Annotated in this window: 24 protein-coding genes and 1 pseudogene; 21 read left to right on the forward strand and 4 right to left on the reverse strand. The window is 41.9% G+C overall.

The window, feature by feature from the left end; genetic code table 11:
* Positions 1–105: 105 nt before the first annotated feature.
* On the reverse strand, positions 106–978 hold the full coding sequence (locus tag PAN07_RS06360; RefSeq protein WP_261012769.1) for a hypothetical protein: 873 nt from the start codon (positions 976–978) through the stop codon (positions 106–108).
* 301 nt (positions 979–1279) lie between these two features.
* Here PAN07_RS06360 and mnmA point away from each other — a divergent pair, with 301 nt between their 5' ends.
* The 4 genes from mnmA to mnmG all read left to right on the forward strand — a co-directional run bounded on the left by mnmA (position 1280) and on the right by mnmG (position 5340).
* A complete protein-coding gene (gene mnmA / locus PAN07_RS06365) occupies positions 1280–2401 on the forward strand; it encodes a tRNA 2-thiouridine(34) synthase MnmA (RefSeq protein ID WP_269797499.1) in 1122 nt (373 codons plus the stop codon).
* Positions 2402–2541: 140 nt separating this feature from the next.
* Positions 2542–2997, forward strand: a complete 456-nt coding sequence (locus PAN07_RS06370; RefSeq protein WP_261069045.1) for an NUDIX hydrolase — start codon at positions 2542–2544, stop codon at positions 2995–2997.
* Between the two features lie 8 nt (positions 2998–3005).
* Positions 3006–3437 (forward strand): NUDIX hydrolase, encoded by a 432-nt coding sequence (locus PAN07_RS06375; protein ID WP_261069044.1) that lies wholly within the window; start codon positions 3006–3008, stop codon positions 3435–3437.
* Positions 3427–5340: a tRNA uridine-5-carboxymethylaminomethyl(34) synthesis enzyme MnmG gene (gene mnmG / locus PAN07_RS06380; protein WP_269797500.1), complete on the forward strand. Its 1914-nt coding sequence runs from the start codon at positions 3427–3429 to the stop codon at positions 5338–5340. Before PAN07_RS06375 ends, mnmG begins: the two co-directional genes overlap by 11 nt.
* A gap of 139 nt (positions 5341–5479) precedes the next feature.
* Here the strand turns inward: mnmG and PAN07_RS06385 are convergent, their stop codons facing one another.
* Complete coding sequence (locus PAN07_RS06385) at positions 5480–7159, reverse strand: ribonuclease J (protein ID WP_033682444.1); 1680 nt, start codon at positions 7157–7159, stop codon at positions 5480–5482.
* Between the two features lies 1 nt (position 7160).
* Positions 7161–7394 carry a DNA-dependent RNA polymerase subunit epsilon gene (locus PAN07_RS06390; protein WP_000639572.1) on the reverse strand — a complete coding sequence of 78 codons (234 nt, stop codon included), beginning with the start codon at positions 7392–7394 and terminating at the stop codon, positions 7161–7163.
* Positions 7395–8711: 1317 nt separating this feature from the next.
* Between PAN07_RS06390 and tsaB the strand changes: the two genes are divergently transcribed.
* The 15 genes and pseudogenes from tsaB to PAN07_RS06465 all read left to right on the forward strand — a co-directional run bounded on the left by tsaB (position 8712) and on the right by PAN07_RS06465 (position 21325).
* Entirely contained in the window at positions 8712–9395 is a 684-nt protein-coding gene (tsaB, locus tag PAN07_RS06395) for a tRNA (adenosine(37)-N6)-threonylcarbamoyltransferase complex dimerization subunit type 1 TsaB (protein WP_269797501.1), read from the forward strand.
* A complete protein-coding gene (rimI, locus tag PAN07_RS06400; protein ID WP_269797502.1) occupies positions 9392–9829 on the forward strand; it encodes a ribosomal protein S18-alanine N-acetyltransferase in 438 nt (145 codons plus the stop codon). Before tsaB ends, rimI begins: the two co-directional genes overlap by 4 nt.
* Positions 9819–10829 (forward strand): tRNA (adenosine(37)-N6)-threonylcarbamoyltransferase complex transferase subunit TsaD, encoded by a 1011-nt coding sequence (tsaD, locus tag PAN07_RS06405; RefSeq protein WP_269797503.1) that lies wholly within the window; start codon positions 9819–9821, stop codon positions 10827–10829. Before rimI ends, tsaD begins: the two co-directional genes overlap by 11 nt.
* Positions 10830–10932: 103 nt before the next feature.
* The gene (locus PAN07_RS06410) at positions 10933–11796 is read left to right on the forward strand and encodes an Rgg/GadR/MutR family transcriptional regulator (protein ID WP_269797504.1); all 864 of its coding nucleotides are present in this window, start codon (positions 10933–10935) and stop codon (positions 11794–11796) included.
* 240 nt (positions 11797–12036) lie between these two features.
* Positions 12037–12701, forward strand: a pseudogene (locus PAN07_RS06415) (lysostaphin resistance A-like protein).
* Positions 12702–12772: 71 nt separating this feature from the next.
* A complete protein-coding gene (locus PAN07_RS06420; RefSeq protein WP_000862437.1) occupies positions 12773–13999 on the forward strand; it encodes an MFS transporter in 1227 nt (408 codons plus the stop codon).
* Positions 14000–14142: 143 nt separating this feature from the next.
* On the forward strand, positions 14143–14364 hold the full coding sequence (locus PAN07_RS06425; protein ID WP_004250194.1) for a TetR/AcrR family transcriptional regulator: 222 nt from the start codon (positions 14143–14145) through the stop codon (positions 14362–14364).
* A 49-nt stretch (positions 14365–14413) separates the two neighbouring features.
* Positions 14414–14926 carry a DUF308 domain-containing protein gene (locus tag PAN07_RS06430; protein WP_269797505.1) on the forward strand — a complete coding sequence of 171 codons (513 nt, stop codon included), beginning with the start codon at positions 14414–14416 and terminating at the stop codon, positions 14924–14926.
* A 125-nt stretch (positions 14927–15051) separates the two neighbouring features.
* Entirely contained in the window at positions 15052–15747 is a 696-nt protein-coding gene (locus PAN07_RS06435) for an AzlC family ABC transporter permease (protein WP_000659743.1), read from the forward strand.
* Entirely contained in the window at positions 15737–16060 is a 324-nt protein-coding gene (locus PAN07_RS06440; protein WP_000253936.1) for an AzlD domain-containing protein, read from the forward strand. Before PAN07_RS06435 ends, PAN07_RS06440 begins: the two co-directional genes overlap by 11 nt.
* A 209-nt stretch (positions 16061–16269) precedes the next feature.
* Complete coding sequence (locus PAN07_RS06445; RefSeq protein WP_004254995.1) at positions 16270–17100, forward strand: amino acid ABC transporter substrate-binding protein; 831 nt, start codon at positions 16270–16272, stop codon at positions 17098–17100.
* 152 nt (positions 17101–17252) lie between these two features.
* Positions 17253–18107 carry a MetQ/NlpA family ABC transporter substrate-binding protein gene (locus PAN07_RS06450; protein ID WP_070482468.1) on the forward strand — a complete coding sequence of 285 codons (855 nt, stop codon included), beginning with the start codon at positions 17253–17255 and terminating at the stop codon, positions 18105–18107.
* A 96-nt stretch (positions 18108–18203) separates the two neighbouring features.
* Complete coding sequence (locus PAN07_RS06455; RefSeq protein WP_084862726.1) at positions 18204–19577, forward strand: M20/M25/M40 family metallo-hydrolase; 1374 nt, start codon at positions 18204–18206, stop codon at positions 19575–19577.
* Positions 19570–20631: a methionine ABC transporter ATP-binding protein gene (locus PAN07_RS06460; protein ID WP_000085666.1), complete on the forward strand. Its 1062-nt coding sequence runs from the start codon at positions 19570–19572 to the stop codon at positions 20629–20631. The genes PAN07_RS06455 and PAN07_RS06460 overlap by 8 nt, the downstream gene beginning before the upstream one ends.
* A 1-nt stretch (position 20632) precedes the next feature.
* The gene (locus PAN07_RS06465) at positions 20633–21325 is read left to right on the forward strand and encodes a methionine ABC transporter permease (protein ID WP_049546857.1); all 693 of its coding nucleotides are present in this window, start codon (positions 20633–20635) and stop codon (positions 21323–21325) included.
* 29 nt (positions 21326–21354) lie between these two features.
* Here PAN07_RS06465 and PAN07_RS06470 read toward each other — a convergent pair whose 3' ends face one another.
* Entirely contained in the window at positions 21355–21924 is a 570-nt protein-coding gene (locus PAN07_RS06470) for an MptD family putative ECF transporter S component (RefSeq protein ID WP_269797506.1), read from the reverse strand.
* Between the two features lie 134 nt (positions 21925–22058).
* Between PAN07_RS06470 and PAN07_RS06475 the strand changes: the two genes are divergently transcribed.
* Together PAN07_RS06475 and PAN07_RS06480 are read left to right on the forward strand one after the other, a co-directional pair.
* Complete coding sequence (locus PAN07_RS06475; RefSeq protein WP_000532348.1) at positions 22059–22673, forward strand: YesL family protein; 615 nt, start codon at positions 22059–22061, stop codon at positions 22671–22673.
* The gene (locus PAN07_RS06480) at positions 22651–24321 is read left to right on the forward strand and encodes a sensor histidine kinase (protein ID WP_346658448.1); all 1671 of its coding nucleotides are present in this window, start codon (positions 22651–22653) and stop codon (positions 24319–24321) included. Before PAN07_RS06475 ends, PAN07_RS06480 begins: the two co-directional genes overlap by 23 nt.
* The last annotated feature ends 3 nt before the right edge of the window (positions 24322–24324 follow it).

A 24324-nucleotide genomic window follows, 5' to 3' on the forward strand; every position in this document is an offset into this window, starting at 1 on the left:
TTCAATATTGGAATGACTGTGTGGTTTTATTTAGAAGTTAGTTTTTGTTAGACTTTTATATACTTTGTTCGATAAAAGACAATTAAATTAGTGATAGCCGATTGCTTACTGCTGACCGAATGATGTAACTCCGCCACCTAAACTAGCGAGATCATCACTGTTTGTTGTGGGAACTTCAGCATTGTTACTATTGGTATTAGTTTCTGCTTGAGCTTCTGAAGTATTAGCTGCTTGATTTTGTGTACTTGCCACATCATTTCCGCTGCTGCCAGCACTATCAGATGAAGGTTGTTCGCTTGCAGGCGCTTGTGAACTGTATCTGCTCCCATTTGACTCAGTATAGGTTGGAGTGTAGCTCCCTCCTCCTGAAGAATAGGTTTCTCTTTCCCCCTCGCTACTAGTCGTTCCTGTTTCTTTTTTGTCAGTCTTTTGTCCTTCTTTTTTGGTCAAGACTTCAACTTGCTTTTGGAATTTAGAAATTAGTTCTTGGATGGGTTTTATTTTTTCATCAATAGTGGTTTGTTCGCTTGTGGAGTTAACACTTTTAATGATTTCTAGTATTTTTTGTAAGGAAGTGATGGCTGTTTCAAGTGTTTGTTTATCTTCAAACTGACTATCGGATTCCTTTATATCCATTTTTAAAGCTTTTTCGCTATAATGATTGGTGATTTTATCGGACGTAGTAGTAAGAAAGTCTGCTAATGTTTGCTTGCCTTCGTCAGTGTTTGGCTTCAATTCTTGAATTCTTTTCCAATCTTCTATAATTGTTTCAGAATCGATATTAAAATCTTTGATGGCTTTTTTTACTTGTTCGACATCTTGTTCATTTTTTTGCCGTTTGAAGAAAGCAATATTGCCTCTTTCTGTTAAGATGTTTTCTTGGTGAATGACTAGACCAATTAAAAGTCCAATACTTGCGACAATGATAATAGTAAAAATGGTATTTTTTGATTTTAGAATATCTTTGTAGTTTTTCACAATCGTTCTACGTACATGGATGGTAGTATCTTAAAGGGATCATGTACGACTTCCTCCTCATTACAGTATATCATTTTTAGCTTATTTTATAAATAAGTTTATAAGTAGAATCGAGATTTAACTGTTCATTGCCCTTTTTGTAATTATATTTCTGTTTCTATCAAATAGAATGTCAGATTATCAGCCTCTCTCTTGTCTTCTCCAACCAAGCATGTTATAATGAATACTGCTCAAGCGACCTTTAATCGTGAAGCACACACGACCTTCAATCGTGAATAAACGAATAGATGGGAGACTTACCATGAGTGATAACTCTAAAACACGTGTTGTCGTGGGGATGAGTGGTGGTGTTGATTCGTCGGTGACGGCTCTTCTTCTCAAGGAGCAGGGCTACGATGTGATCGGTATCTTCATGAAGAACTGGGATGACACAGATGAAAACGGCGTCTGTACGGCGACCGAAGATTACAAGGATGTGGCTGCGGTGGCAGACCAGATTGGCATTCCTTACTACTCTGTCAACTTCGAAAAAGAGTACTGGGATCGCGTTTTTGAGTATTTCCTAGCGGAATACCGTGCAGGACGCACGCCAAATCCAGATGTTATGTGCAACAAGGAAATCAAGTTTAAGGCCTTTTTGGACTATGCCATGACCTTGGGGGCAGACTATGTAGCGACTGGGCATTATGCCCGAGTGGCGCGTGATGAGGATGGCATCGTTCACATGCTTCGTGGCGTGGACAATGGCAAGGATCAGACTTATTTCCTCAGCCAACTTTCGCAAGAACAACTTCAAAAAACCATGTTCCCACTAGGACATTTGGAAAAGCCAGAAGTTCGCAGACTAGCAGAAGAAGCAGGCCTTGCAACTGCTAAGAAGAAAGACTCGACAGGGATTTGCTTTATCGGAGAAAAGAACTTTAAAAATTTCCTCAGTAACTACCTGCCAGCTCAGCCTGGTCGCATGATGACTGTGGATGGTCGCGATATGGGCGAGCATGCTGGGCTTATGTACTATACGATTGGTCAGCGTGGTGGACTTGGTATCGGTGGGCAACACGGTGGTGACAATGCCCCTTGGTTCGTTGTCGGAAAAGACCTAAGCAAGAATATTCTCTATGTAGGACAAGGATTCTATCATGATTCGCTCATGTCAACCAGTCTAGAAGCCAGTCAAGTTCACTTTACTCGTGAGATGCCAGAGGAATTTACGCTAGAATGCACAGCAAAATTCCGCTACCGTCAGCCTGATTCGAAGGTGACCATCCATGTCAAAGGAGATAAGGCAGAGGTTATCTTTGCAGAACCGCAACGCGCGATTACACCAGGTCAGGCAGTTGTCTTTTACGATGGCGAAGAGTGTCTAGGTAGTGGTTTGATTGACAATGCTTACCGCGATGGACAAGTTTGTCAGTACATTTAGATTGACAAATTTTCTCAATTTGCTACAATAATAAAAGCAATAGAAATGATGGTCAAAGCTCATGGATGTTGCAGGCTTTTTTGTCCTGCACTTCTTTGGAGTTTTGACTGTTTTTGTGTCGTTTAAAGGAAAGGATAAAAATGACTCAACAAGACTTTCGGACAAAAGTGGGAAATACGGTTTTTGGAGTTCGGGCGACAGCCTTGATTGTCCAAAATCGCAAGCTCCTAGTTACCAAAGACAAGGGCAAGTATTACACAATTGGCGGTGCGATTCAAGTCAATGAAAGTACGGAAGACGCAGTAGTCCGTGAAGTGAGGGAAGAACTGGGTGTTAAAGCTCAAGCTGGGCAGCTAGCTTTTGTGCTTGAAAATCGTTTTGAACAGGACGGTGTTTCCTATCACAATATCGAGTTTCATTATCTGGTGGACTTGCTTGAAGATGCCCCGTTGACCATGCAGGAAGATGAGAAACCGCAGCCCTGTGAATGGATTGACTTGGACCAGCTTCAGGATTTCCAACTAGTCCCAGCCTTTTTAAAAACAGCCTTACCAGATTGGGACGGCCAACTAAGACACATTCATCTTGAGGAATAGGAGAAAAAATGATGGTTAAGCTTATTGCCCATGTACTTGTTCATAGTGGTGATGATTATTTGCTCATTCAGCGTTCGGAAATTAAAAGAGGGCAACCCAACGTTTATCCAACTTACTGGGATATTCCTGGTGGTGGGGTTGAAAAGGGTGAACTTCCGCGAGATGGAGCTCTTAGAGAATGTATTGAAGAAGCGGGAGTTAGGCTAGATAGCAGTTCGCTCAAACTTCTTCACGAAGATAGTCAACTGGATACCTCTAAGGATACTGTCTTTACTCGCTTAGTTTATAAAGCAGAGTGGGTTGGGGAGAAGCCAATTATCAGATTAGATCCTGAAGAGCATACACGCTTTAAATGGGTCACTATGAATCAAGCTCTAGAGGAGGAGAAGTTAGTTCCTTATTTGCGAGAAATTTTTGAAAGGTTAAGAAATGACATATAATTTTACTGAAGAATACGATATTATTGTAATTGGTGCGGGACACGCTGGGGTCGAGGCTTCCTTGGCTGCTAGCCGTATGGGTTGTAAGGTCTTGCTTGCGACTATCAACATTGAAATGCTGGCTTTCATGCCTTGCAATCCTTCTATCGGTGGTTCTGCTAAGGGGATCGTTGTGCGTGAAGTTGATGCCCTCGGCGGCGAGATGGCCAAGACCATTGACAAGACTTACATCCAGATGAAGATGCTCAATACAGGGAAGGGGCCAGCTGTCCGTGCCCTTCGTGCGCAGGCTGACAAGGAACTTTACTCTAAGGAGATGCGCAAGACAGTTGAAAATCAAGAGAACCTGACACTTCGTCAAACCATGATTGATGAGATTTTGGTTGAAGATGGCAAGGTTGTCGGTGTGCGTACGGCGACCCATCAAGAGTATGCTGCCAAGGCTGTTATCGTGACCACAGGAACTGCTCTCCGTGGGGAAATTATCATCGGAGACCTTAAGTACTCATCAGGTCCTAACCACAGCTTGGCTTCTATTAACCTTGCTGACAACCTCAAGGAACTGGGCCTCGAAATCGGTCGTTTCAAGACAGGAACTCCTCCACGTGTCAAGGCTTCTTCTATCAACTATGATGTGACAGAGATTCAGCCAGGAGACGAAGCGCCTAATCACTTCTCTTATACTTCACGTGATGAGGATTATGTCAAGGATCAGGTGCCATGCTGGTTGACCTATACCAATGGTACCAGTCATGAAATTATCCAAAATAACCTCCACCGTGCGCCTATGTTTACAGGTGTGGTCAAGGGAGTGGGGCCTCGTTACTGTCCATCGATTGAGGACAAGATTGTGCGCTTTGCAGACAAGGAACGCCACCAACTCTTCCTTGAGCCAGAAGGGCGCAATACTGAGGAAGTCTATGTTCAAGGACTTTCAACCAGTCTGCCTGAGGATGTCCAACGTGACTTAGTTCATTCCATTAAAGGTTTGGAAAATGCTGAAATGATGCGAACTGGTTATGCCATTGAGTACGACATGGTTTTGCCTCACCAGTTGCGTGCGACTCTGGAAACCAAGAAAATCTCAGGACTTTTCACAGCTGGTCAGACAAATGGAACGTCAGGTTACGAAGAAGCTGCTGGCCAAGGGATTATCGCTGGTATCAATGCGGCTCTGAAAATCCAAGGCAAGCCAGAGTTGATTTTGAAGCGCAGTGATGGCTATATTGGGGTAATGATTGATGACTTGGTGACCAAGGGCACTATTGAACCTTACCGTCTCTTGACCAGTCGTGCTGAATACCGTCTCATCCTCCGTCATGACAACGCTGATATGCGTCTGACAGAGATGGGACGCGAGATTGGACTTGTGGATGATGAACGTTGGGCTCGATTTGAGATTAAGAAAAATCAATTTGACAATGAGATGAAGCGTCTCGACAGTATCAAACTCAAGCCAGTCAAGGAAACCAATGCCAAGGTTGAGGCGATGGGCTTCAAGCCGTTGACCGATGCAGTGACAGCCAAGGAATTCCTTCGCCGTCCAGAAGTTTCTTATCAAGATGTGGTGGCTTTTATCGGACCAGCAGCAGAGGACTTGGATGACAAGATTATCGAATTGATTGAAACAGAAATCAAATACGAGGGTTACATCTCAAAAGCTATGGATCAGGTTGCCAAGATGAAACGCATGGAAGAAAAACGCATTCCAGCCAATATCGACTGGGATGACATTGATTCTATCGCGACAGAAGCTCGTCAGAAGTTCAAACTCATTAATCCAGAAACCATCGGCCAAGCCAGCCGTATTTCGGGAGTAAACCCAGCAGATATTTCTATTTTGATGGTGTATCTTGAAGGTAAAAATCGTAGTATTTCTAAAACTCTTCAAAAATCAAAATGATACGTCGTCGGCTTCGGCTCACCTAACTCAAGTTATGCTTTCGCCGAGCCTTCTAGTCTGATTTCGATTTTTATTGAGTTTCAATCTCAAAAGAAAGCATAGAGAAAAACAGCTCCGTCTTCGGGGCTGTTTTCTTGCTTTATTCTTCGTCTGGTGTGAGGATCATCGGGATGATGATCGGTTCACGTTCTGTATTTTCATAAAGGAAGGGGCGAATAGCGTTGACAATGGCACCATTGACAGATTGCACGCTAGCATCCTTGTTTTTCAGTGCGATACGAATTGCATTGAAGAGGATGCGCTGGCTTTGGCGAATCAAGTCACCAGATTCTCTCATGTAGACAAAGCCTCGGCTGAGGATATCTGGACCAGACAGGATCATCTGCGACTTGAAGTCAACAGTTGCGACTGCCAGAACGACACCGTCTTCAGATAGATCACGACGATCCTTGAGGACAGCAGCACCGATTTCACCGATACGATTTCCATCTACATAGATATCTTGGGCGTTGAAATGGCCTGCAATACGAGCTGAGTCAGCAGTAAGGGCAAGCACATCACCATTGCTCATGATAAAGATATTGTCCTTCTCAACACCAGTATCTACCGCTAGTCCAGCGTGGACTTTTTGCATGCGGTATTCACCGTGGACAGGCATGAAGTATTTTGGCTTAATCAAGCGGAGCATGAGTTTTTGCTCTTGCTGACCACCGTGTCCAGATGTATGGATATTGTTAACCTTACCGTGGATAACTTCGACACCAGCTTCAGAAATGATGTTAATCAGCTTGTTGACGCTAGTAGTGTTTCCAGGGATCGGACTAGAAGAGAAGATAACCGTATCGCCTGGTTGGAGTTGTACCTGACGGTGGGTTCCGTTGGCGATACGAGAGAGGGCCGCCATAGGTTCACCCTGACTACCTGTACAGAGGATAAGAATCTCGCCTGCAGGGTAGTCTTTGATTTCATTTGGCTCGATAAAGGTTCCCTTAGGAGCTTTGATGTAGCCAAGGTCGATTCCGTTGACAATGGCCTTTTCCATAGAACGACCAAAGACAGCGATCTTGCGCCCAGTCTTAACAGCAGCTTCTGTTGCTTGCTGGAGACGGAAGATATTTGAGGCAAAGGATGCAAAGATGATACGTCCTTCGATGCCTTGGATAATCTTCATGATGGACTGGCCAACGACTTTTTCAGAGTTGGTAAAGGTTGGTACTTCCGCATTTGTTGAGTCAGACAGGAGACAGAGCACGCCTTCTTCACCAAGGGCAGCCATACGGTGCAAGTCTGCAGGTTCTCCAACTGGAGTAAAGTCGAACTTGAAGTCACCCGTACAAACGATTTTTCCTTGAGGAGTATGAATGACAATCCCCAAAGGCTCTGGAATAGAGTGAGTGGTTCTAAAGAAAGTTGCCTTGAGATTTTTAAAGGTTAACTCAGTGTTGTGGTTGATTTCGTAAAGTTTGGCGTTGCGCAGGAGGCCGTGTTCTTCGAGTTTTCCACGGATTAAAGCCAGGGCAAGCGGTCCAGCATAGATCGGGACATTTGCTTGCTTGAGCAGGAATGGAATCCCACCGATGTGGTCCTCGTGTCCGTGTGTGATTAAGACAGCCTTGACGCGGTCGATATTGTCCACGATGTAAGAGTAGTCAGGAATGACATAGTCGATACCCAGCAAGTCATCTTCTGGGAATTTAATCCCAGCATCGACGATGATAATCTCATCTTGGTATTCAATCCCGTATGTGTTTTTCCCGATTTCTCCCAGACCACCGATGGCAAAAACGCCGACTTCTTCAGGTTTAAGAGTATAGGCCATATTAGAACTCCGTGATTTCGAAGGCGCCAGTTTCTTTTTCGTAATCTAGCAATTTGTCAGACAAGAGTTCGATATACTCGATGTTATACTCTGGGCGATTTTCTTCGACAAGTTGGCGAGCAGCGATACGACCCTCAAGTTCTGAGCTGGCATCGATGTCTAGGTAAAGTGCGCGTGTTGTTTCACGGCGTGGGCTACGTTCTTTTGTTTCTTGATAAAAAACTTTGTAAATCATATAGTTCCTTTCTATTTACAGGTCAGCTTATTCCAAACTTTTAGCAGAGATTTGCTTGATTTCATTCCATTTTGTGTCTAGATTGACCTTGATTCGTTACAATTATTTCAATTATACCACAAAATGAAAAATTAGTAAAAGACGGAAACGAGAAAGTCGTGAGGGGAAGAGGGAGCAAAAGATAGATAGGATTCGTTCGGAGAGCGCTTAGGTGTTATAATTAAAGGGGAAATCTAAAGAGATAGTAGATTTAAGGGAGAATATAGTTCTAGTTTCATTAATCGTTGGTGTAGATGGTTGGGACAGAATGGTATCTTTGAAAAAAGAAAAAGCTCTTGAGAAATCTCGAGAGCAAATAAAAAAGCTGAGACAAAACTCGGGGATTTTCCTGGAGCAGTCCAGGTGGCAGCACCTCTACCTGAAGCGAATGCATCGCAACCTTTGAATGACTTGTCACCAAATCAAACTCGATCTCAGCCTTTACTTAATTCTATCATCTATGAGGTTAAGAAGTCAATCTATAAGTATAACGATGTAGAAATAGCAAGATGGAGTGGAGTGCTTACTAAAAGGCAAAGACAAGCACTTAATTTAAGAGTAAGCAAAAAGAGAGGACCAATGGTAGTCAGGGGTCTTTACAGCTCAAAGCTGAAGGCAGTCCCACACCCGTACCAGAAGTTGGTACCTTTGAACGCTCTGTTACCAGTCGCTCTACGTTATCCTCTCAATATTTATATTTTACTATAACTTACTGAGGGAATCAACTTTAAAAGCATCAAAAAGCTCCTGACCGAAGTCAAGAGCTGTCGAACACTGGGGGCGAATTGTTCAATCGCAATTCCAGTTCTTTAGAAACCAAAGTTTCAGGGATAGCACCGCAACCCGAAGAGTCAACGACTCAACCTGATTTTCCTACCAGTGTTGAATTACATTTTAACATTGATAGACCAACATAGTCAACAGTTTATATAAAAATAGGAATACCAAAAGTAGGATTAAGAATGTTTAGTTTGTTTGAATTTGCGATAGGGTTAGCCTCTTGGTGTTTATAGTCTTTGTAGTCTGTGTCTAAGGGGGAATGCTCTGTTTGTATATCTGGGACACCGCAAAAAAAATTCCTTTGGAAGCTTGCTTTTGTGACTCTCTACTCGCTTTTTCTCCTCCTCGTAACCTATGTCGTTTGGTTTGTATTTTACTTTGGATTAAATGCTTAGATGCCCTGCTCATGCTGGGGCTTTTTGTTTGGGGGCAAAGAAAATTCCCATGTGCCAGCTTTTGTAGTATAATAGTAAGCAGACAAAAAGATAGGAATGTGTTATGAAAGTATTAGCTTTTGATACGTCCAGCAAGGCTCTTTCTCTCGCTATTTTAGAGGACAAGCAGGTTCTTGCCGAGACGACGATTAATATTAAGAAAAATCACAGTATTACCCTCATGCCTGCCATCGATTTTTTGATGGCAAGTTTGGATTGGACACCCAAGGATTTGGACCGAATTGTGGTGGCGGAAGGGCCAGGTAGCTATACAGGCTTGCGAATCGCGGTAGCCACTGCCAAGACTTTGGCTCATACCCTGAACATTGAGTTAGTTGGTATGTCTAGCCTCTTGGCTCTGGTGCCCTACCAACAAGAAGGCTTGTTCGTTCCTTTGATGGATGCGCGTCGCAACAATGTTTATGCAGGATTTTATGAAAATGCTAAACCTGTCATGCCAGAAGCGCACCAATCTTTTGAAGAAGTGTTAGAGAAAGTTAAGGGTGCTAGTCAGGTAACCTTTGTCGGAGAAGTTGCCCCCTTTGTGGAGCAGATTCAAGAACACTTGCCAAGGACTAATTACAAAGAAACCTTGCCTAATGCAGCCAATCTTGCTCTTTTGGCTTGGGACAAGGAAGCAGACTCCTTGCATGATTTTGTGCCGAACTACCTCAAGCGTGTTGAGGCTGAGGAAAACTGGCTCAAGAACCATACCGAGTCTGGAGAATCTTACATTAAACGCCTATGATAGAGATCAAACGAATCCAACAGCAGCCTGACTTGGCTCAAGACATCTACGCTGTCATGGCAGCTGTTTACTCAGTCAGTCCTTGGACGCTGGAACAAATCCAAGCAGACCTTTCCCAAGATCAGACTTGGTATGCTCTGGCTTATGATGGGGCAGAAGTGCTTGGTTTTCTAGCTGTACAGGAAAATATCTTTGAAGCAGAAGTCCTGCAAATAGCTGTCAAAGAAGCCTATCGAGGCCAGGGGATAGCCTCTGCTTTATTTGCTCAATTGCCGGCAGACAAGGAGATTTTCCTCGAAGTCAGAAAGTCAAATCAACGAGCGCAAGTATTTTACAAGAAAGAAAAGATGGCAGTCATCGCTGAGAGAAAGGCCTACTACCATGATCCAGTCGAGGACGCCATCATCATGAAGAGAGAAATAGATGAAGGATAGATATATTTTAGCATTTGAGACATCTTGTGATGAGACTAGTGTTGCCGTCTTGAAAAACGACGATGAACTCTTGTCCAATGTCATTGCTAGTCAAATCGAGAGTCACAAACGTTTTGGGGGCGTAGTGCCTGAAGTAGCCAGTCGTCACCATGTCGAGGTCATTACAGCCTGTATCGAGGAGGCGCTAACAGAAGCAGGGATTACCGAAGAGGATGTGACAGCTGTTGCGGTTACCTATGGACCGGGCTTGGTCGGAGCCTTGCTAGTTGGCTTGTCAGCTGCTAAGGCCTTTGCTTGGGCACATGGACTTCCACTTATCCCTGTTAACCATATGGCTGGTCACCTCATGGCCGCTCAAAGTGTGGAGCCTTTGGAGTTTCCCTTGCTAGCCCTCTTGGTCAGCGGTGGACACACAGAGTTGGTTTATGTTTCTGAGGCTGGTGACTACAAGATTGTTGGAGAAACGCGAGATGACGCGGTTGGTGAGGCTTATGATAAGGTCGGCCGTGTCATGGGCTTGACCTATCCTGCAGGTCGTGAGATTGATGAGCTAGCTCATCAGGGACAGGATATTTATGATTTCCCCCGTGCCATGATTAAGGAAGATAATCTAGAGTTTTCATTCTCAGGTTTGAAGTCTGCCTTTATCAATCTTCACCACAATGCCGAGCAAAAGGGAGAAAGTCTGTCTACAGAGGACTTGTGTGCTTCCTTCCAAGCAGCAGTCATGGATATTCTTATGGCTAAAACCAAGAAGGCTTTGGAGAAATACCCTGTTAAAACTCTAGTCGTGGCAGGTGGTGTGGCAGCCAATAAAGGTCTCAGAGAACGCCTAGCAACCGAAATCGCAGATGTCAAGGTCATCATTCCACCTCTGCGCCTCTGCGGAGACAATGCAGGTATGATTGCCTATGCCAGCGTCAGCGAATGGAACAAAGAAAACTTTGCAAGCTTGGACCTCAATGCCAAACCAAGTCTCGCTTTTGATACCATGGAATAAAGAGTCAGCTTAGGGCTGGCTTTTTTGCTCTCTTAAATGTCAGAATATTTTGACAAATAATTGTGAATAATGATATACTATATAAAAAATAGGAGGTGGTGAGATGATTGAGAGAATGGAGTTGGGAGAATTTTACAAGGAATTACGTTTGGCGAGAAAGCTCAAGCAGTCAGATGTGGCTTGTGCTGGTCTAACAGCCTCTCAGTTGTCCAAGTTTGAACTAGGGCAGTCTATGCTATCTGCGGATAAGTTGATCCTAGCCATCCAAGGGATCAATATGAATTTTGATGAGTTTGGTCATAAGCTAAACAATTATCAAGAATCCCTACATATGCAGATTGGTAGAAAGGTTGTGGATCGCTTTGCCCACCAAGATATAGCTGGTTTAGAGCAACTGTTGGAGGAAGTCGAGCAAGAACAGATGGCAGAGACCTATCGTCGTTTGAATGCCATTGTAATTAAAAACGCACTCCATTCCTTAAATAAGAACTATCCATTAGTAAAAGAAGATAGCGAGTTTTTGACTATCTATCTCTATGCTATTGAGTCTTGGACCTGGTTTGAACTCTATATATTCTGTAATACCATGCCTTTCTTGAGCAATCAAGATTTGATATTTTTATCAACCACTTTACTTGAGAAATCTAAGGAATTTAAAGAGTTGGTACATAATAGACTGTATATGAAAAGTGGATTTCTGAATATTATATCAGAGCTCATGGAGCGCAAACTTTTCTCTTACATCCCAATCTTTGAAGCTGAGCTGGGGAGTATGCTTCGTCCATACGATGTTTTTGAAAAAGTATTGAGGCAATTTTTAAAGAAAATGAGTATTTTCCTTCAAACCAAAGGAAACAATCAAAAAGAGATTGAACACTTTATCCAATCTCTGCAAGTATTAGAAAATCCACAATTAACAGCCCTCTTCGCATTGCGTTTTCAGCAATACAAAGAACTTATCGATTAGTTAGAAACGGGAAAATGATAATAATCTCAGCAACGATTGTCAATAATGTTAAAATTTGTTTTTTCATAGTTGCTCCACTCCTTAATTAGTGATAACTTTATTATACCAGTGAAATAATCAAATATACCAAAATCGCAAATCTGAAATTTTTATAAGCAAAAATGTCAAATATGCGATTTTTTAAAATAAGCCAATTTTCGTGTTATACTATCTTTATTTCATAGTATAGGAGAAAATAGAATGAAAAAGATAATCTCACGCTACTACTTGTTTATAGCTTTTCTACTAGTTATTGCTGACCAGAAGTTCAGTGGTCTAGTTTTACGCAGCAACCTTGTTACTGGTCTATCTGACTTTGCCTACTATTTGTCGGATATGATGTTGAATTTTCTTGTAGTCCTTCTTGCTTTTTTTGCTATGACTAAGTCAGGGAGATGGCAACAAATCAATAGTAGAAAGTTTAAAGGGTCCTATCTTTTCTATTCTTTTCTAGCTCTTCTTGCTTTTGTTATTTGGAATTTTGTTACATTTTTTATTTTTCCACCTACTCGAAATGAAATTTCTTATCAACATGCTGCTCCTACTTTTACAGGAGCTACGGCATTTTTGATGTATTTTTTTATCCTGTGATTGCAGGCCCCATTTTTGAAGAGATGATTTATCGTGGATTAGTGATGACTGCTCTGGAAAAAGGGAAGAAATGGGGACTGGATGTACTCGGATCAGCTATATTATTTGGAATCTTGCACATTAGTAGTCATGGTTGGGTCTTGACAGACTTTGTCTACTATATGGGTGGCGGCCTTATATTTGCAGTCTTATTTAGAGTAACAAAGTCAATTTATTGGCCTATTGGATTGCATATAGTCTACAATGGCATTGGTCAGCTTTTGATGTTACTGTAATTTTGGTTGTTAGTAGTATCGTGGTCTATCCTTGGGGAAAGATTCCCATTTGAATTCAAAAAGGAGTTGTGATGAAAGTATTTCTTCAAAATAGAGATTTTAGGCAATTAACCATCAACCAGTGGATTTCAACGGTTGGGGATACGATTTTTTATCTGGCCTTTTTGAATTATGTGGCAGATGCATCTTTTGCCCCTTTGGCGATTTTACTGATCACGATTTCAGAAACCCTTCCTCAAGTTCTGCAAATCTTTCTGGGAGTTTTGGCGGATTTTCAACATCATCGTGTCCTAAAATATACAATGATTAGTTTTGCAAAATTTTTGCTTTACTCTATCGTTTCTTTATCACTTTCAGGGCAGTCCTTTTCCTTGTTATTAGTAGCATTTATTTGTCTGATTAACCTCTTATCTGACACATTGAGTTATTTTTCAGGCGCCATGCTCACTCCGATTTTCATTAGAATTATTGGGCAAGACCATCTGGCAGAAGCTATTGGATTTAAACAGTCAACTGTTAGTTTAGTGAAAACAATCAGTAATATTCTAGGAGGAGTCTTACTAGGTATTCTATCTATCCAGTCTATTTCCTTACTGAATGCTCTGACCTTTTTAATCGCATTTTTAGGTATTCTTTTCATAAAAACAGACCTCTTGAAAGTAGAAAAAACGATTAGCTATCAAGAAGGACTCTCTGTAAAATCCTTTTGCCAGCATCTGCTCCAATCATCAAAATTGATATGGAATATGAATAAGGTGCTCTTGGTTTTGTTTATTATCTCTATTAGTCAAGCAGTGATAAATGTTACAGTTCCTGTTTCTACTCTGTTTTTGAGGAATCAGCCCTTTTTGAATTTACAAACAGGTCAATCTCTTGCCTTGTTATCCACCCTTGAATTGTCAGCCCTTATTGTCGGAAGCCTTGTGAGTGGCTATCTGAAGAATACAATCTCCATAAAACTAGCCCTATATGCCTCGCTTATTATCCAATTACTCCTTTTAGTTGGCTTTGTGGCAGTTCGTTTTGACTGGATTCTTATCTTTAGTGCCTTGGATGCCTTTTTCGCAGGTATCCTCTCTCCTCGATTACAGGAACTCATTTTTAAACAAATACCTGAGGAGTCAATGGGAGCAGTTCAATCCTCTATCGGCGCCATTACAGTTGTTTTACCTAGCTTATTTACAATAGCTTTGGTAACCATTGCTACTAGCTTTGGAACTCTGGCAGTTAGCTTTGTTTTATTGCTATTTCTTCTAGCTGCCTTTATCATACTCTTGAATATCCGTGAAAACATTTAGCGAAGAATGTGTATATTATATGTTTGAGACTGGATTCCAGTCTGTTTATGATGGCTACAATCAGCAGACTGTTAAATTTTTGAGAAAGTTGCTTGACATTTTAGACCAATCGGTTTATAATTAAAAAATGTAGAGGTAAATACATGAGAAAAGAAGAAAAAACAAGACTACGAAGAGAGAAAATCATTACCGCTGCTTTGTTTGAATTTGCTACAAAAGGCTATCAAGGTTTTGTCATCAATGAACTTTGTAAAGTGGATGGTATTGCCAAAGGAGTTTTGTATCATAATTTTTCAGGGAAATCAGACCTCTATCTAACTTGGTTTCAGGATATGAACATCAATTATCACAGGTTTTGGATATGATGATTTATGGAATACTAGAGGAAGATTCCTCTAAAAAAGGAGAAAAATAATGTCGAAAATTTGGAAATGGTTGTTACTAATTGCGGGTATTTTTGCAGTTTTTGCAGGTTTTAATATGTTTGCACATCCTCTTATTAGCTTGGCTTCCATGACTTTCTTGTTTGCACTTGTATTTGCAGTTCAAGGGATTTCTGAGATTGTACAATACTTCAAATCAGAAGAAAAGCATGGCTGGAATTTATTTGGAGGAATTGTTACCCTCATCCTCGCTCTTAACTTATTCTCAGGTAGCTTTATTGAAATGGTAACATTTGTACCATTTATCATTTCTTTATGGGCCTTGACAAATGGTATTACAAAAACTATCGTTGGTTTCAAGGTTCGTAAGACGGATAAATCGGTAGGTACCCCTCTAGTTTGGATGGGGATTTTAGGAATCGTAGCAGGTTTAATCATGATGGGATACCCATTGATGACCGGTCTCTATATTAGTTACACCATTGCCTTTGTCTTTATTTATCAAGGTATTGTGGCAATTGTTCAATTCTTCAAGATTAAATAAGAATAAAATGGAGTCTGTCTGATTACAATCAGCAGACTTTTTTCTCTTTCCTGAATGTGTTATAATAGTCCATGCTATGGCTGGAGCCTTTTCAGCCCATTTATTAAGACAATATGAGGAGAAATATGAAAGAAAAAGGATTTTGGGAGGGGGCGCAGGCAGCTATGCCAACAGCCCTTGGTTATGTCAGTATTGGCCTTGCCTGTGGGATTATCGGTGCGCCCTATGTGACACCTGTTGAGATGGGCTTGATGAGCCTCTTTGTTTATGCTGGGAGTGCCCAGTTTGCTATGTTGGCCTTGATTGCGGTTCAAGCGCCTGTAGCAGCTATTGCTATGACGGTCTTTTTGATTAATTTGCGTCTCTTTTTGTTGAGTTTGCATGCGTCGACCTATTTTCGTCATACTAGTCTCTGGCAAAATATCGGTATGTCTAGCCTTTTGACAGATGAAACCTATGGCGTTTTGATGGGCGAATTGGCCCATACAGACAAGGTCAATCCTATGTGGATGCACGGAAACAATCTCAATAGCTATGTGGCTTGGTTTGTGGGGACAGTAGTCGGAACGGCTCTGGGTGGCCTACTGCCAAATCCAGAAATCTTTGGTTTAGATTTTGCCCTGGTTGGGATGTTTATTGGTATTTTTGCTTCGCAATTCCAGATTATGCAAAGACGGATTCCTGTCCGCAATCTGCTGATTATCCTAGCAGTTGTTGCGGTGTCCTTCTTTTTACTCTTAACAGTGGTGTCTCAATCACTAGCTGTTCTGTTTGCGACCTTGCTAGGTTGTACAATGGGGGTGGTTTTAGATGGTCAGTAAGTATCTTTTATTAGCAGTTATTTTCTCTGGTTTGGTGACCTGGATTCCCCGTATGATTCCCTTCATCTTGGTCAAGTATAAGGGCCTGCCTGCAATCGTTGAGCGTTTTTTGAAGTTCTTGCCCGTTTCTATTATCTTTGCCTTGATTCTTTCAAGCGTAGTGACAGGCAAGGTTGGGAGTCTTCCTCAAATCAAATGGCTGGACTTCTTAGCAGTCTTTCCAACGGCTTGGGTAGCCTTTCGCTACCGCAATCTAGTCGGAACAGTTCTCTTTGGAGTGGTCTTAATTGCAGTCTTGCGTTTGGTCTTTTAATACTCTTCGAAAATCAAATTCAAACCACGTCAGCGTCGCCTTACCGTACTCAAGTACAGCTTGCGGCTAGCTTCCTAGTTTGCTCTTTGATTTTCATTGAGTATAAATTACCCATAAAGAAAATCTATCACAGAGATAAATATTATATAATGGCATAATTACTTTTTTTCTGATAAGATAATAAGGTATTCTATTTTGGAGGAAATGACATGAAAAAAATCGTTAAATACTCATCTCTTGCTGCCCTAGGGCTTGTTGCTGCAGGTGTGTTAGCAGCTTGCTCAGGTGGTGCTAAGAAAGAAGGAGAAGCAGCTAGCAAGAAAGAAATTATCGTTGCAACTAATGCTACACCAAAACCATTCAACTATGAAGAAAATGGCGAATTGACTGGTTACGAAATTGAAGTGGTTCGCGCTATCTTTAAAGACTCTGACAAGTATGATGTCAAGTTTGAGAAGACAGAGTGGTCAGGAGTCTTTGCAGGACTTGATGCCGACCGTTACAATATGGCTGTTAGCAACATCAGCTACACTAAAGAACGTGCTGAAAAATACCTTTATGCAGCTCCAACTGCTAAAAACCCTAACGTTCTTGTAGTGAAAAAAGATGACCCTAGCATCAAATCGCTTGATGATATCGGTGGAAAATCAACAGAAGTTGTTCAAGGGACAACTTCTGCTAAACAGCTAGAAGACTACAACAAACAACATTCAGATAATCCAACTGTCCTAAAGTATACTAAAGCAGACTTCCAACAAATCATGGGACGCTTGAGCGATGGCCAGTTTGACTACAAGATTTTTGATAAAATCGGTGTTGAAACAGTCATCAAGGACCAAGGTTTGGACAACTTGAAAGTGATCGAACTTCCAAGCGACCAACAACCTTATGTTTACCCACTTCTTGCTAAAGGTCAAGATGAGTTGAAAACATTTGTAGACAAACGTATCCAAGAACTCTACAAAGACGGAACTCTTGAAAAATTGTCTAAACAATTCTTCGGCGACACTTACCTACCAGCAGAAGCTGATATTAAATAATTTTTTGAAATCATCCATTCTGATCAGGTGGATGATTTCTCAGTTTTTAAGGATATAGTTTTAAACTATATATCTGACTATCTAATAACAATTTGTGAAATCAAACAAATTGTGAGATACTAGTACGGTATTATTTTTAAGGAGAAAGAATCATGAAAATCAAAAAATGGCTTGGTGTAGCAGCTCTTGCTACAGTCGCAGGTTTGGCTCTTGCAGCTTGCGGAAATTCAGAAAAGAAAGCAGACAATGCAACAACTATCAAAATCGCAACTGTTAACCGTAGCGGTTCTGAAGAAAAACGTTGGGACAAAATCCAAGAATTGGTTAAAAAAGACGGTATCACTTTGGAATTTACAGAGTTCACAGACTACTCACAACCAAACAAGGCAACTGCTGATGGCGAAGTAGACTTGAACGCTTTCCAACACTATAACTTCTTGAACAACTGGAACAAAGAAAACGGGAAAGACCTTGTAGCGATTGCAGATACTTACATCTCTCCAATCCGCCTTTACTCAGGTTTGAATGGAAGTGACAACAAGTACACTAAAGTAGAAGACATCCCAGCAAACGGAGAAATCGCTGTACCGAACGATGCTACAAACGAAAGCCGTGCGCTTTACTTGCTTCAATCAGCTGGCTTGATTAAATTGGACGTTTCAGGAACTGCCCTTGCAACAGTTGCTAACATCAAAGAAAATCCAAAGAACTTGAAAATCACTGAATTGGACGCTAGCCAAACAGCTCGTTCATTGTCATCAGTTGACGCTGCCGTTGTAAACAATACCTTCGTTACAGAAGCAAAATTGGACTACAAGAAAGCACTTTTCAAAGAACAAGCTGATGAAAATTCAAAACAATGGTACAACATCATCGTTGCGAAAAAAGATTGGGAATCATCACCAAAAGCTGATGCTATCAAGAAAGTAATCGCAGCTTACCATACAGATGAAGTGAAAAAAGTTATCGAAGAAACATCAGACGGTTTGGATCAACCAGTTTGGTAATAAGAAACAGGGAGGTGGGAGAGAAAATTCCACCTCTTGCTTTTGTATAAAGCATGGATTGTCAGGAAGAGTAGTTCATAGAAAGGTAGAGAGAATATGGTTTTTCCTAGCGAACAAGAACAGATTGAAAAATTTGAAAAAGATCATGTGGCCCAGCATTATTTTGAGGTTTTGCGTACCTTGATTTCTAAGAAATCAGTCTTTGCCCAGCAGGTTGGACTTAAGGAAGTCGCAAACTATCTGGGTGAGATTTTCAAACGTGTTGGGGCTGAAGTGGAGATTGATGAGACTTATATGGCGCCCTTTGTCATGGCGCATTTCAAGAGTTCGCGTCCAGATGCCAAAACCCTGATTTTCTATAACCACTATGACACTGTGCCAGCGGATGGGGATCAGGTCTGGACAGAGGATCCCTTTACGCTTTCGGTCCGCAATGGTTTCATGTATGGGCGTGGGGTTGACGATGACAAGGGCCATATTACAGCTCGTTTGAGTGCTTTGAGAAAGTATATGCAGCACCATGATGATCTGCCTGTCAATATCAGTTTTATCATGGAGGGAGCGGAGGAATCAGCTTCGACAGACCTAGATAAGTATCTGGAAAAGCACGCTGATAAACTCCGTGGTGCGGATTTATTGGTCTGGGAACAAGGGACCAAAAATGCCTTGGAACAGCTAGAAATTTCTGGTGGAAATAAGGGGATTGTGACCTTTGATGCCAAGGTAAAAAGCGCTGATGTCGATATCCATTCTAGTTATGGTGGGGTTGTAGAATCAGCTCCCTGGTACCTCCTTCAAGCTCTACAGTCTCTTCGTGCTGCTGATGGCCGTATCTTGGTTGAAGGCTTGTACGAAGAAGTACAAGAGCCAAATGAACGTGAATTGGCCTTGGTGGGTACCTATGCCCAACGAAATCCAGGGGAAATCAGCCAGATTTATGGTTTGGAATTGCCCCTTTTACAAGAGGACCGCGCAGCCTTTCTGAAACGTTTCTTTTTCGAGCCAGCCCTTAATATCGAAGGGATTCAGTCAGGTTACCAAGGACAAGGGGTTAAAACGATTTTGCCAGCAGAAGCCAGTGCTAAGCTAGAGGTTCGTTTGGTTCCTGGTCTAGAACCGCATGATGTTCTGGAAAAAATTCGGAAACAGCTAGACAAAAATGGCTTTGATAAGGTAGAATTATACTATACCTTGGGAGAGATGAGCTATCGAAGCGATATGAGCGCGCCAGCCATTCTCAATATGATCGAGTTGGCCAAGAAATTCTATCCACAGGGCGTTTCAGTCTTGCCGACGACAGCGGGGACAGGGCCTATGCATACGGTCTTTGATGCCCTAGAGGTGCCAATGGTGGCCTTCGGTCTAGGAAATGCCAACAGCCGAGACCACGGTGGAGATGAAAATGTGCGAATCGCCGATTACTACACCCATATTGAATTAGTAGAGGAGCTGATTAGAAGCTATGAGTAGAGATATTATCAAGTTAGATCAGATCGATGTGACTTTTCACCAAAAGAAGAGAACCATCACAGCGGTCAAGGATGTGACCATTCACATTCAAGAAGGGGATATCTACGGAATCGTTGGATATTCTGGAGCAGGGAAATCAACCCTTGTACGGGTGATTAATCTCTTGCAAAAACCATCTGCAGGGAAAATTACCATTGACGACGATGTGATTTTTGATGGCAAGGTGACCTTGACGGCTGAGCAGTTGCGTCGTAAACGTCAAGATATCGGAATGATTTTCCAGCATTTTAACCTCATGAGCCAAAAGACAGCAGAGGAGAATGTAGCCTTCGCCCTCAAACACTCTGGACTTAGCAAGGAAGAAAAGAAGGCTAAAGTAGCCAAGTTGTTGGACTTGGTTGGCTTGGCAGACCGTGCTGAAAACTACCCTTCACAACTATCTGGAGGGCAAAAACAGCGTGTGGCCATTGCACGTGCCTTGGCAAATGATCCAAAAATCTTGATTTCAGATGAGTCAACTTCTGCTCTTGATCCGAAGACAACCAAGCAGATTTTGGCCTTGTTGCAAGATTTGAACCAAAAATTAGGCTTGACGGTTGTCTTGATTACGCATGAAATGCAGATTGTCAAAGACATTGCCAACCGTGTGGCAGTTATGCAGGATGGGCATTTGATTGAAGAGGGCAGTGTTCTTGAAATCTTCTCAGACCCTAAACAACCTTTGACCCAGGACTTTATCTCAACAGCCACTGGCATTGATGAAGCCATGGTTAAGATTGAGAAGCAGGAAATCGTGGAACATTTGTCTGAAAACAGTCTCTTGGTGCAACTCAAGTATGCGGGTGCTTCAACAGACGAGCCACTTTTGAATGAATTGTACAAGCATTATCAAGTAACGGCTAATATCCTTTATGGAAATATCGAAATTCTTGATGGCACTCCTGTTGGAGAATTAGTTGTGGTCTTGTCAGGTGAAAAAGCAGCGCTAGCAGGCGCCCAAGAAGCCATTCGTCAAGCAGGCGTACAACTAAAAGTATTGAAGGGAGGACAGTAAGATGGAATCATTGATTCAAACCTATTTGCCAAATGTCTATAAAATGGGCTGGGCTGGTCAGGCAGGCTGGGGAACAGCCATCTACCTAACCCTTTATATGACAGTTCTTTCCTTCGTCATCGGAGGTTTCTTGGGGCTTGTTGCAGGTCTCTTCCTTGTCTTGACAGCGCCAGGTGGTGTTTTGGAGAATAAGGTCGTTTTCTGGATTTTAGATAAGATTACCTCTATTTTCCGTGCGGTTCCTTTCATCATCCTCTTGGCAATCTTGTCTCCCCTTTCTCACTTGATTGTGAAGACAAGTATCGGGCCAAATGCAGCCCTTGTCCCACTTTCTTTTGCAGTCTTTGCCTTCTTTGCCCGTCAGGTGCAGGTGGTCTTGGCTGAACTGGATGGCGGTGTCATTGAGGCAGCTCAAGCTAGCGGAGCGACATTCTGGGATATCGTAGGTGTTTACCTATCAGAAGGTCTTCCAGATTTGATCCGTGTGACGACTGTGACCTTGATTTCACTTGTTGGTGAAACAGCCATGGCCGGTGCGGTTGGAGCTGGTGGTATCGGTAACGTAGCCATCGCTTATGGATTTAACCGCTACAATCACGATGTGACCATCTTGGCAACCATCATTATCATTTTGATTATCTTTGCAATCCAATTCTTGGGAGACTTCTTGACCAAAAAATTGAGTCATAAATAAAAAAGAGCCGTGTGGCTCTTTTTTAGTAATCAGATTTTCTGTGCCAATTTTTTACTCAAGGCTTGTCCAATCAAGGCACCCACTAGGGCTCCGATGACAATACTTGCGATAAATAGAAGGACGGTTCCAGGATTTAGCGCGACCATGATACGGTCGATATATTCTTGGGATTTTCCTCTTGCTAGAAGGGTTGCCATATAGGTTTTGGGCGCAATCCACATAAGTAGGATTGGTCCTGATGTGCTAAAGGCAAAGAGAATAAAAGAAAGGAAGTTCTTTGTTTGATCTTTATATTTTCCTAAAAGAGCTACTCCATCTGCTAGGAGGCCACAGATAATTCCAGGAAGGAAGGCACCGGCACCGTGTTTAGTTCCCAAGAAAAAGAGAGCAATGACAAGGCCGATAGTGGTAATGGCTCCAAAACGTGGAACTTTTGCGATTAGAGTCATATAGACGCTACCGCCGACAAGGGCAGTAAAGGCAGGCGCATAAAACATGTTTCCAGCTTGGTCAAAGAGATTGCCCAAAAGGACACCAATCCCCATGCAGAGGAAGTAAAGAACTGCAAAAAGAAGTGTAGTTAAGATAGATTTTTTCATGAATTGTCTCCTGATAATTTTTTCACAATTCTCATTGTACCACGGTTTGGTGGGATTGTAAATGGATACTAGAAGTTTTTGAAAACGCTTGAAATATGATATAATAGTTTCATAGTTATTTTTAGGAGGATATCATGGGGAGATTTTTAGACTTTGTCTTTAATCGTTTCTTTTTAGGAATGATTGCGACAGCCTTCTTTTGGCTATTAACATTGGCAGGAGGGATTATCCTTGGTCTAGCGCCGGCTAGTGCCACCTTGATGAGTCTATATGCAGAACATGGTTATAGCTTTCGGGAATACAGTTTGAAGGAGGCGTGGTCTCTTTATAAGCAAAATTTCGTCTCAAGCAACCTGATTTTCTATAGCTTTTTAGGGGTGGATCTAGTTTTGGTCTATGGCCTGTATCTCTTGGTGCAATTGCCTCATCAGACTATTATTCATTTGATTGCGACCTTTTTGAATGTCCTAGTAGTTGCCCTGATCTTTTTGGCTTATACAGTATCTTTGAAATTACAAGTTTATTTTGATTTGTCCTATCGAAATAGTCTCAAACTATCCTTGATTGGCATCTTTATGAGCTTAGCAGCTGTGGCCAAGGTTCTCCTTGGGACAGTGCTACTTGTGGCAATTGGTTACTATATGCCTGCCCTACTTTTCTTTGTAGGAATTGGGATGTGGCATTTCTTTATCAGTGATATGTTGGAACCGGTCTATGAAAGTATCCATGAAAAATTGGCGACAAAATAGAATGAAGCAGTTTTGGCTACATACGCTTCTGAGAACCTACAGTTCAGTTATGATCATTATTATTGCGAGTTTTGCAATCTTACTCTCCTATGCTGACTGGGATTCACGGGAAAAGGAAGCTCAAAGAGTAGCCCAGCGTGTAACTACTCGAACAGTCGATGAGGTAGAGTATTATTATCGGGAGTCAGCTCAACTAGCACAAGATTTAGTAGCCAATCAAGACCGGATACAAGGGGTTTATAAGTACTTTAGCCTATCCACTTCTGAGTATTTTTATTGGCTGTTGGAGCATCAAGCGGCTTCGTCAACTTCTATTTCTCTGTATGAAAATATTGATGATCTTTATGTCCAAAATGACTATATAACGGGTGTTGCAATCGTCTTGCAGGACTTTAAAGAAGTTTATGTGTCAACAAGGGATAAAAGAAGTGGGCATGTCTTGCCAGCTGAGGCTTTTAAACCGGAGACCAATAGTTTTGGAATTCCTGTTCTGGACCCAGCGACGGATCAATCTATAGGGGTGATTTACATCTCCTTGGATCCAGAAGTTTTGTATCATGCCATTGACAATACTCGAGGTCATATTCCGATGGCTGTTACTGTGACGTCGCCATTTGATACGGAGATTTTTCATATTGGTGAGAGGGTCAATAGGGAACATGAGAACTGGTTTGTCGGTTTTACCTCTCATGGATATCAGGTTCAGGTGGCAGTTCCTAAAAACTTTGTTTTACAAGAAACAGTGGCTAGCTCTGCTTTGATTGTGGGTTTGAGCCTTCTATTTATTGTCATTCTCTATCTGACTTTGAGACAGACCTTTGCTAATTATCAAAAGCAGGTAGTGGATTTGGTGGATTCCATCCATGCTATTGCCCAAGGGCAAGAAGGTCTTCGCATCGATACGCTTGAAAAGGATCAGGAATTGCTCCTAATCGCAGAGACGACCAATGATATGCTGGATCGTTTGGAAAAGAATATCCATGATATTTATCAGCTAGAGCTTAGTCAAAAAGATGCCAATATGCGAGCCCTGCAGGCTCAAATCAATCCTCATTTTATGTATAATACGCTGGAATTCTTGCGTATGTACGCAGTTATGCAGAGTCAAGATGAGTTGGCAGATATCATTTATGAGTTTAGTAGTCTCCTACGTAACAATATTTCTGACGAAAGAGAAACTCTTCTCAAACAGGAATTAGAATTTTGCCGTAAATACAGCTATCTCTGCATGGTTCGTTATCCCAAGTCCATTGCCTATGGTTTCAAGATAGATCCAGAGTTAGAGAATATGAAGATTCCTAAGTTTACCTTGCAACCGCTGGTAGAAAACTATTTCGCCCATGGTGTTGACCACAGACGGACAGATAATGTGATTAGCATCAAGGCTCTTAAACAGGATGGTTTTGTGGAAATTTTAGTGGTCGATAACGGCCGTGGAATGCCGGCTGAAAAGCTGGTAAATATCCGAGAAAAATTAAGGCAGAGACATTTTGAACACCAAGCCAGCTACAGTGCCCAAAGGCAGTCTATCGGGATTGTCAATGTACATGAGCGTTTTGTACTCTATTTTGGGGACCGCTATGCCATTAGTGTAGAGTCTGCAGAACAAGCAGGTGTTCAGTATCGTATTACAATTCAAGATGAGTAGAAA

Source organism: Streptococcus sp. SM5 (assembly GCF_027497975.1).

Bases quoted from the DNA above. Each gene is read 5' to 3' on its own strand.
- PAN07_RS06435 (WP_000659743.1), top strand. From the start codon at position 15,052: ATGAAAGAAAAAGGATTTTGGGAGGGGGCGCAGGCAGCTATGCCAACA.
- PAN07_RS06430 (WP_269797505.1), top strand. From the start codon at position 14,414: ATGTCGAAAATTTGGAAATGGTTGTTACTAATTGCGGGTATTTTTGCA.
- mnmG (WP_269797500.1), top strand. From the start codon at position 3,427: ATGACATATAATTTTACTGAAGAATACGATATTATTGTAATTGGTGCG.
- tsaD (WP_269797503.1), top strand. From the start codon at position 9,819: ATGAAGGATAGATATATTTTAGCATTTGAGACATCTTGTGATGAGACT.
- tsaB (WP_269797501.1), top strand. From the start codon at position 8,712: ATGAAAGTATTAGCTTTTGATACGTCCAGCAAGGCTCTTTCTCTCGCT.
- PAN07_RS06385 (WP_033682444.1), bottom strand. From the start codon at position 7,159: ATGGCCTATACTCTTAAACCTGAAGAAGTCGGCGTTTTTGCCATCGGT.
- PAN07_RS06455 (WP_084862726.1), top strand. From the start codon at position 18,204: ATGGTTTTTCCTAGCGAACAAGAACAGATTGAAAAATTTGAAAAAGAT.
- PAN07_RS06420 (WP_000862437.1), top strand. From the start codon at position 12,773: ATGAAAGTATTTCTTCAAAATAGAGATTTTAGGCAATTAACCATCAAC.
- PAN07_RS06410 (WP_269797504.1), top strand. From the start codon at position 10,933: ATGATTGAGAGAATGGAGTTGGGAGAATTTTACAAGGAATTACGTTTG.
- PAN07_RS06465 (WP_049546857.1), top strand. From the start codon at position 20,633: ATGGAATCATTGATTCAAACCTATTTGCCAAATGTCTATAAAATGGGC.
- PAN07_RS06480 (WP_346658448.1), top strand. From the start codon at position 22,651: ATGAAAAATTGGCGACAAAATAGAATGAAGCAGTTTTGGCTACATACG.
- PAN07_RS06440 (WP_000253936.1), top strand. From the start codon at position 15,737: ATGGTCAGTAAGTATCTTTTATTAGCAGTTATTTTCTCTGGTTTGGTG.
- PAN07_RS06450 (WP_070482468.1), top strand. From the start codon at position 17,253: ATGAAAATCAAAAAATGGCTTGGTGTAGCAGCTCTTGCTACAGTCGCA.
- PAN07_RS06390 (WP_000639572.1), bottom strand. From the start codon at position 7,394: ATGATTTACAAAGTTTTTTATCAAGAAACAAAAGAACGTAGCCCACGC.
- PAN07_RS06470 (WP_269797506.1), bottom strand. From the start codon at position 21,924: ATGAAAAAATCTATCTTAACTACACTTCTTTTTGCAGTTCTTTACTTC.
- PAN07_RS06375 (WP_261069044.1), top strand. From the start codon at position 3,006: ATGATGGTTAAGCTTATTGCCCATGTACTTGTTCATAGTGGTGATGAT.
- PAN07_RS06475 (WP_000532348.1), top strand. From the start codon at position 22,059: ATGGGGAGATTTTTAGACTTTGTCTTTAATCGTTTCTTTTTAGGAATG.
- rimI (WP_269797502.1), top strand. From the start codon at position 9,392: ATGATAGAGATCAAACGAATCCAACAGCAGCCTGACTTGGCTCAAGAC.
- PAN07_RS06370 (WP_261069045.1), top strand. From the start codon at position 2,542: ATGACTCAACAAGACTTTCGGACAAAAGTGGGAAATACGGTTTTTGGA.
- PAN07_RS06445 (WP_004254995.1), top strand. From the start codon at position 16,270: ATGAAAAAAATCGTTAAATACTCATCTCTTGCTGCCCTAGGGCTTGTT.
- PAN07_RS06425 (WP_004250194.1), top strand. From the start codon at position 14,143: ATGAGAAAAGAAGAAAAAACAAGACTACGAAGAGAGAAAATCATTACC.
- mnmA (WP_269797499.1), top strand. From the start codon at position 1,280: ATGAGTGATAACTCTAAAACACGTGTTGTCGTGGGGATGAGTGGTGGT.
- PAN07_RS06460 (WP_000085666.1), top strand. From the start codon at position 19,570: ATGAGTAGAGATATTATCAAGTTAGATCAGATCGATGTGACTTTTCAC.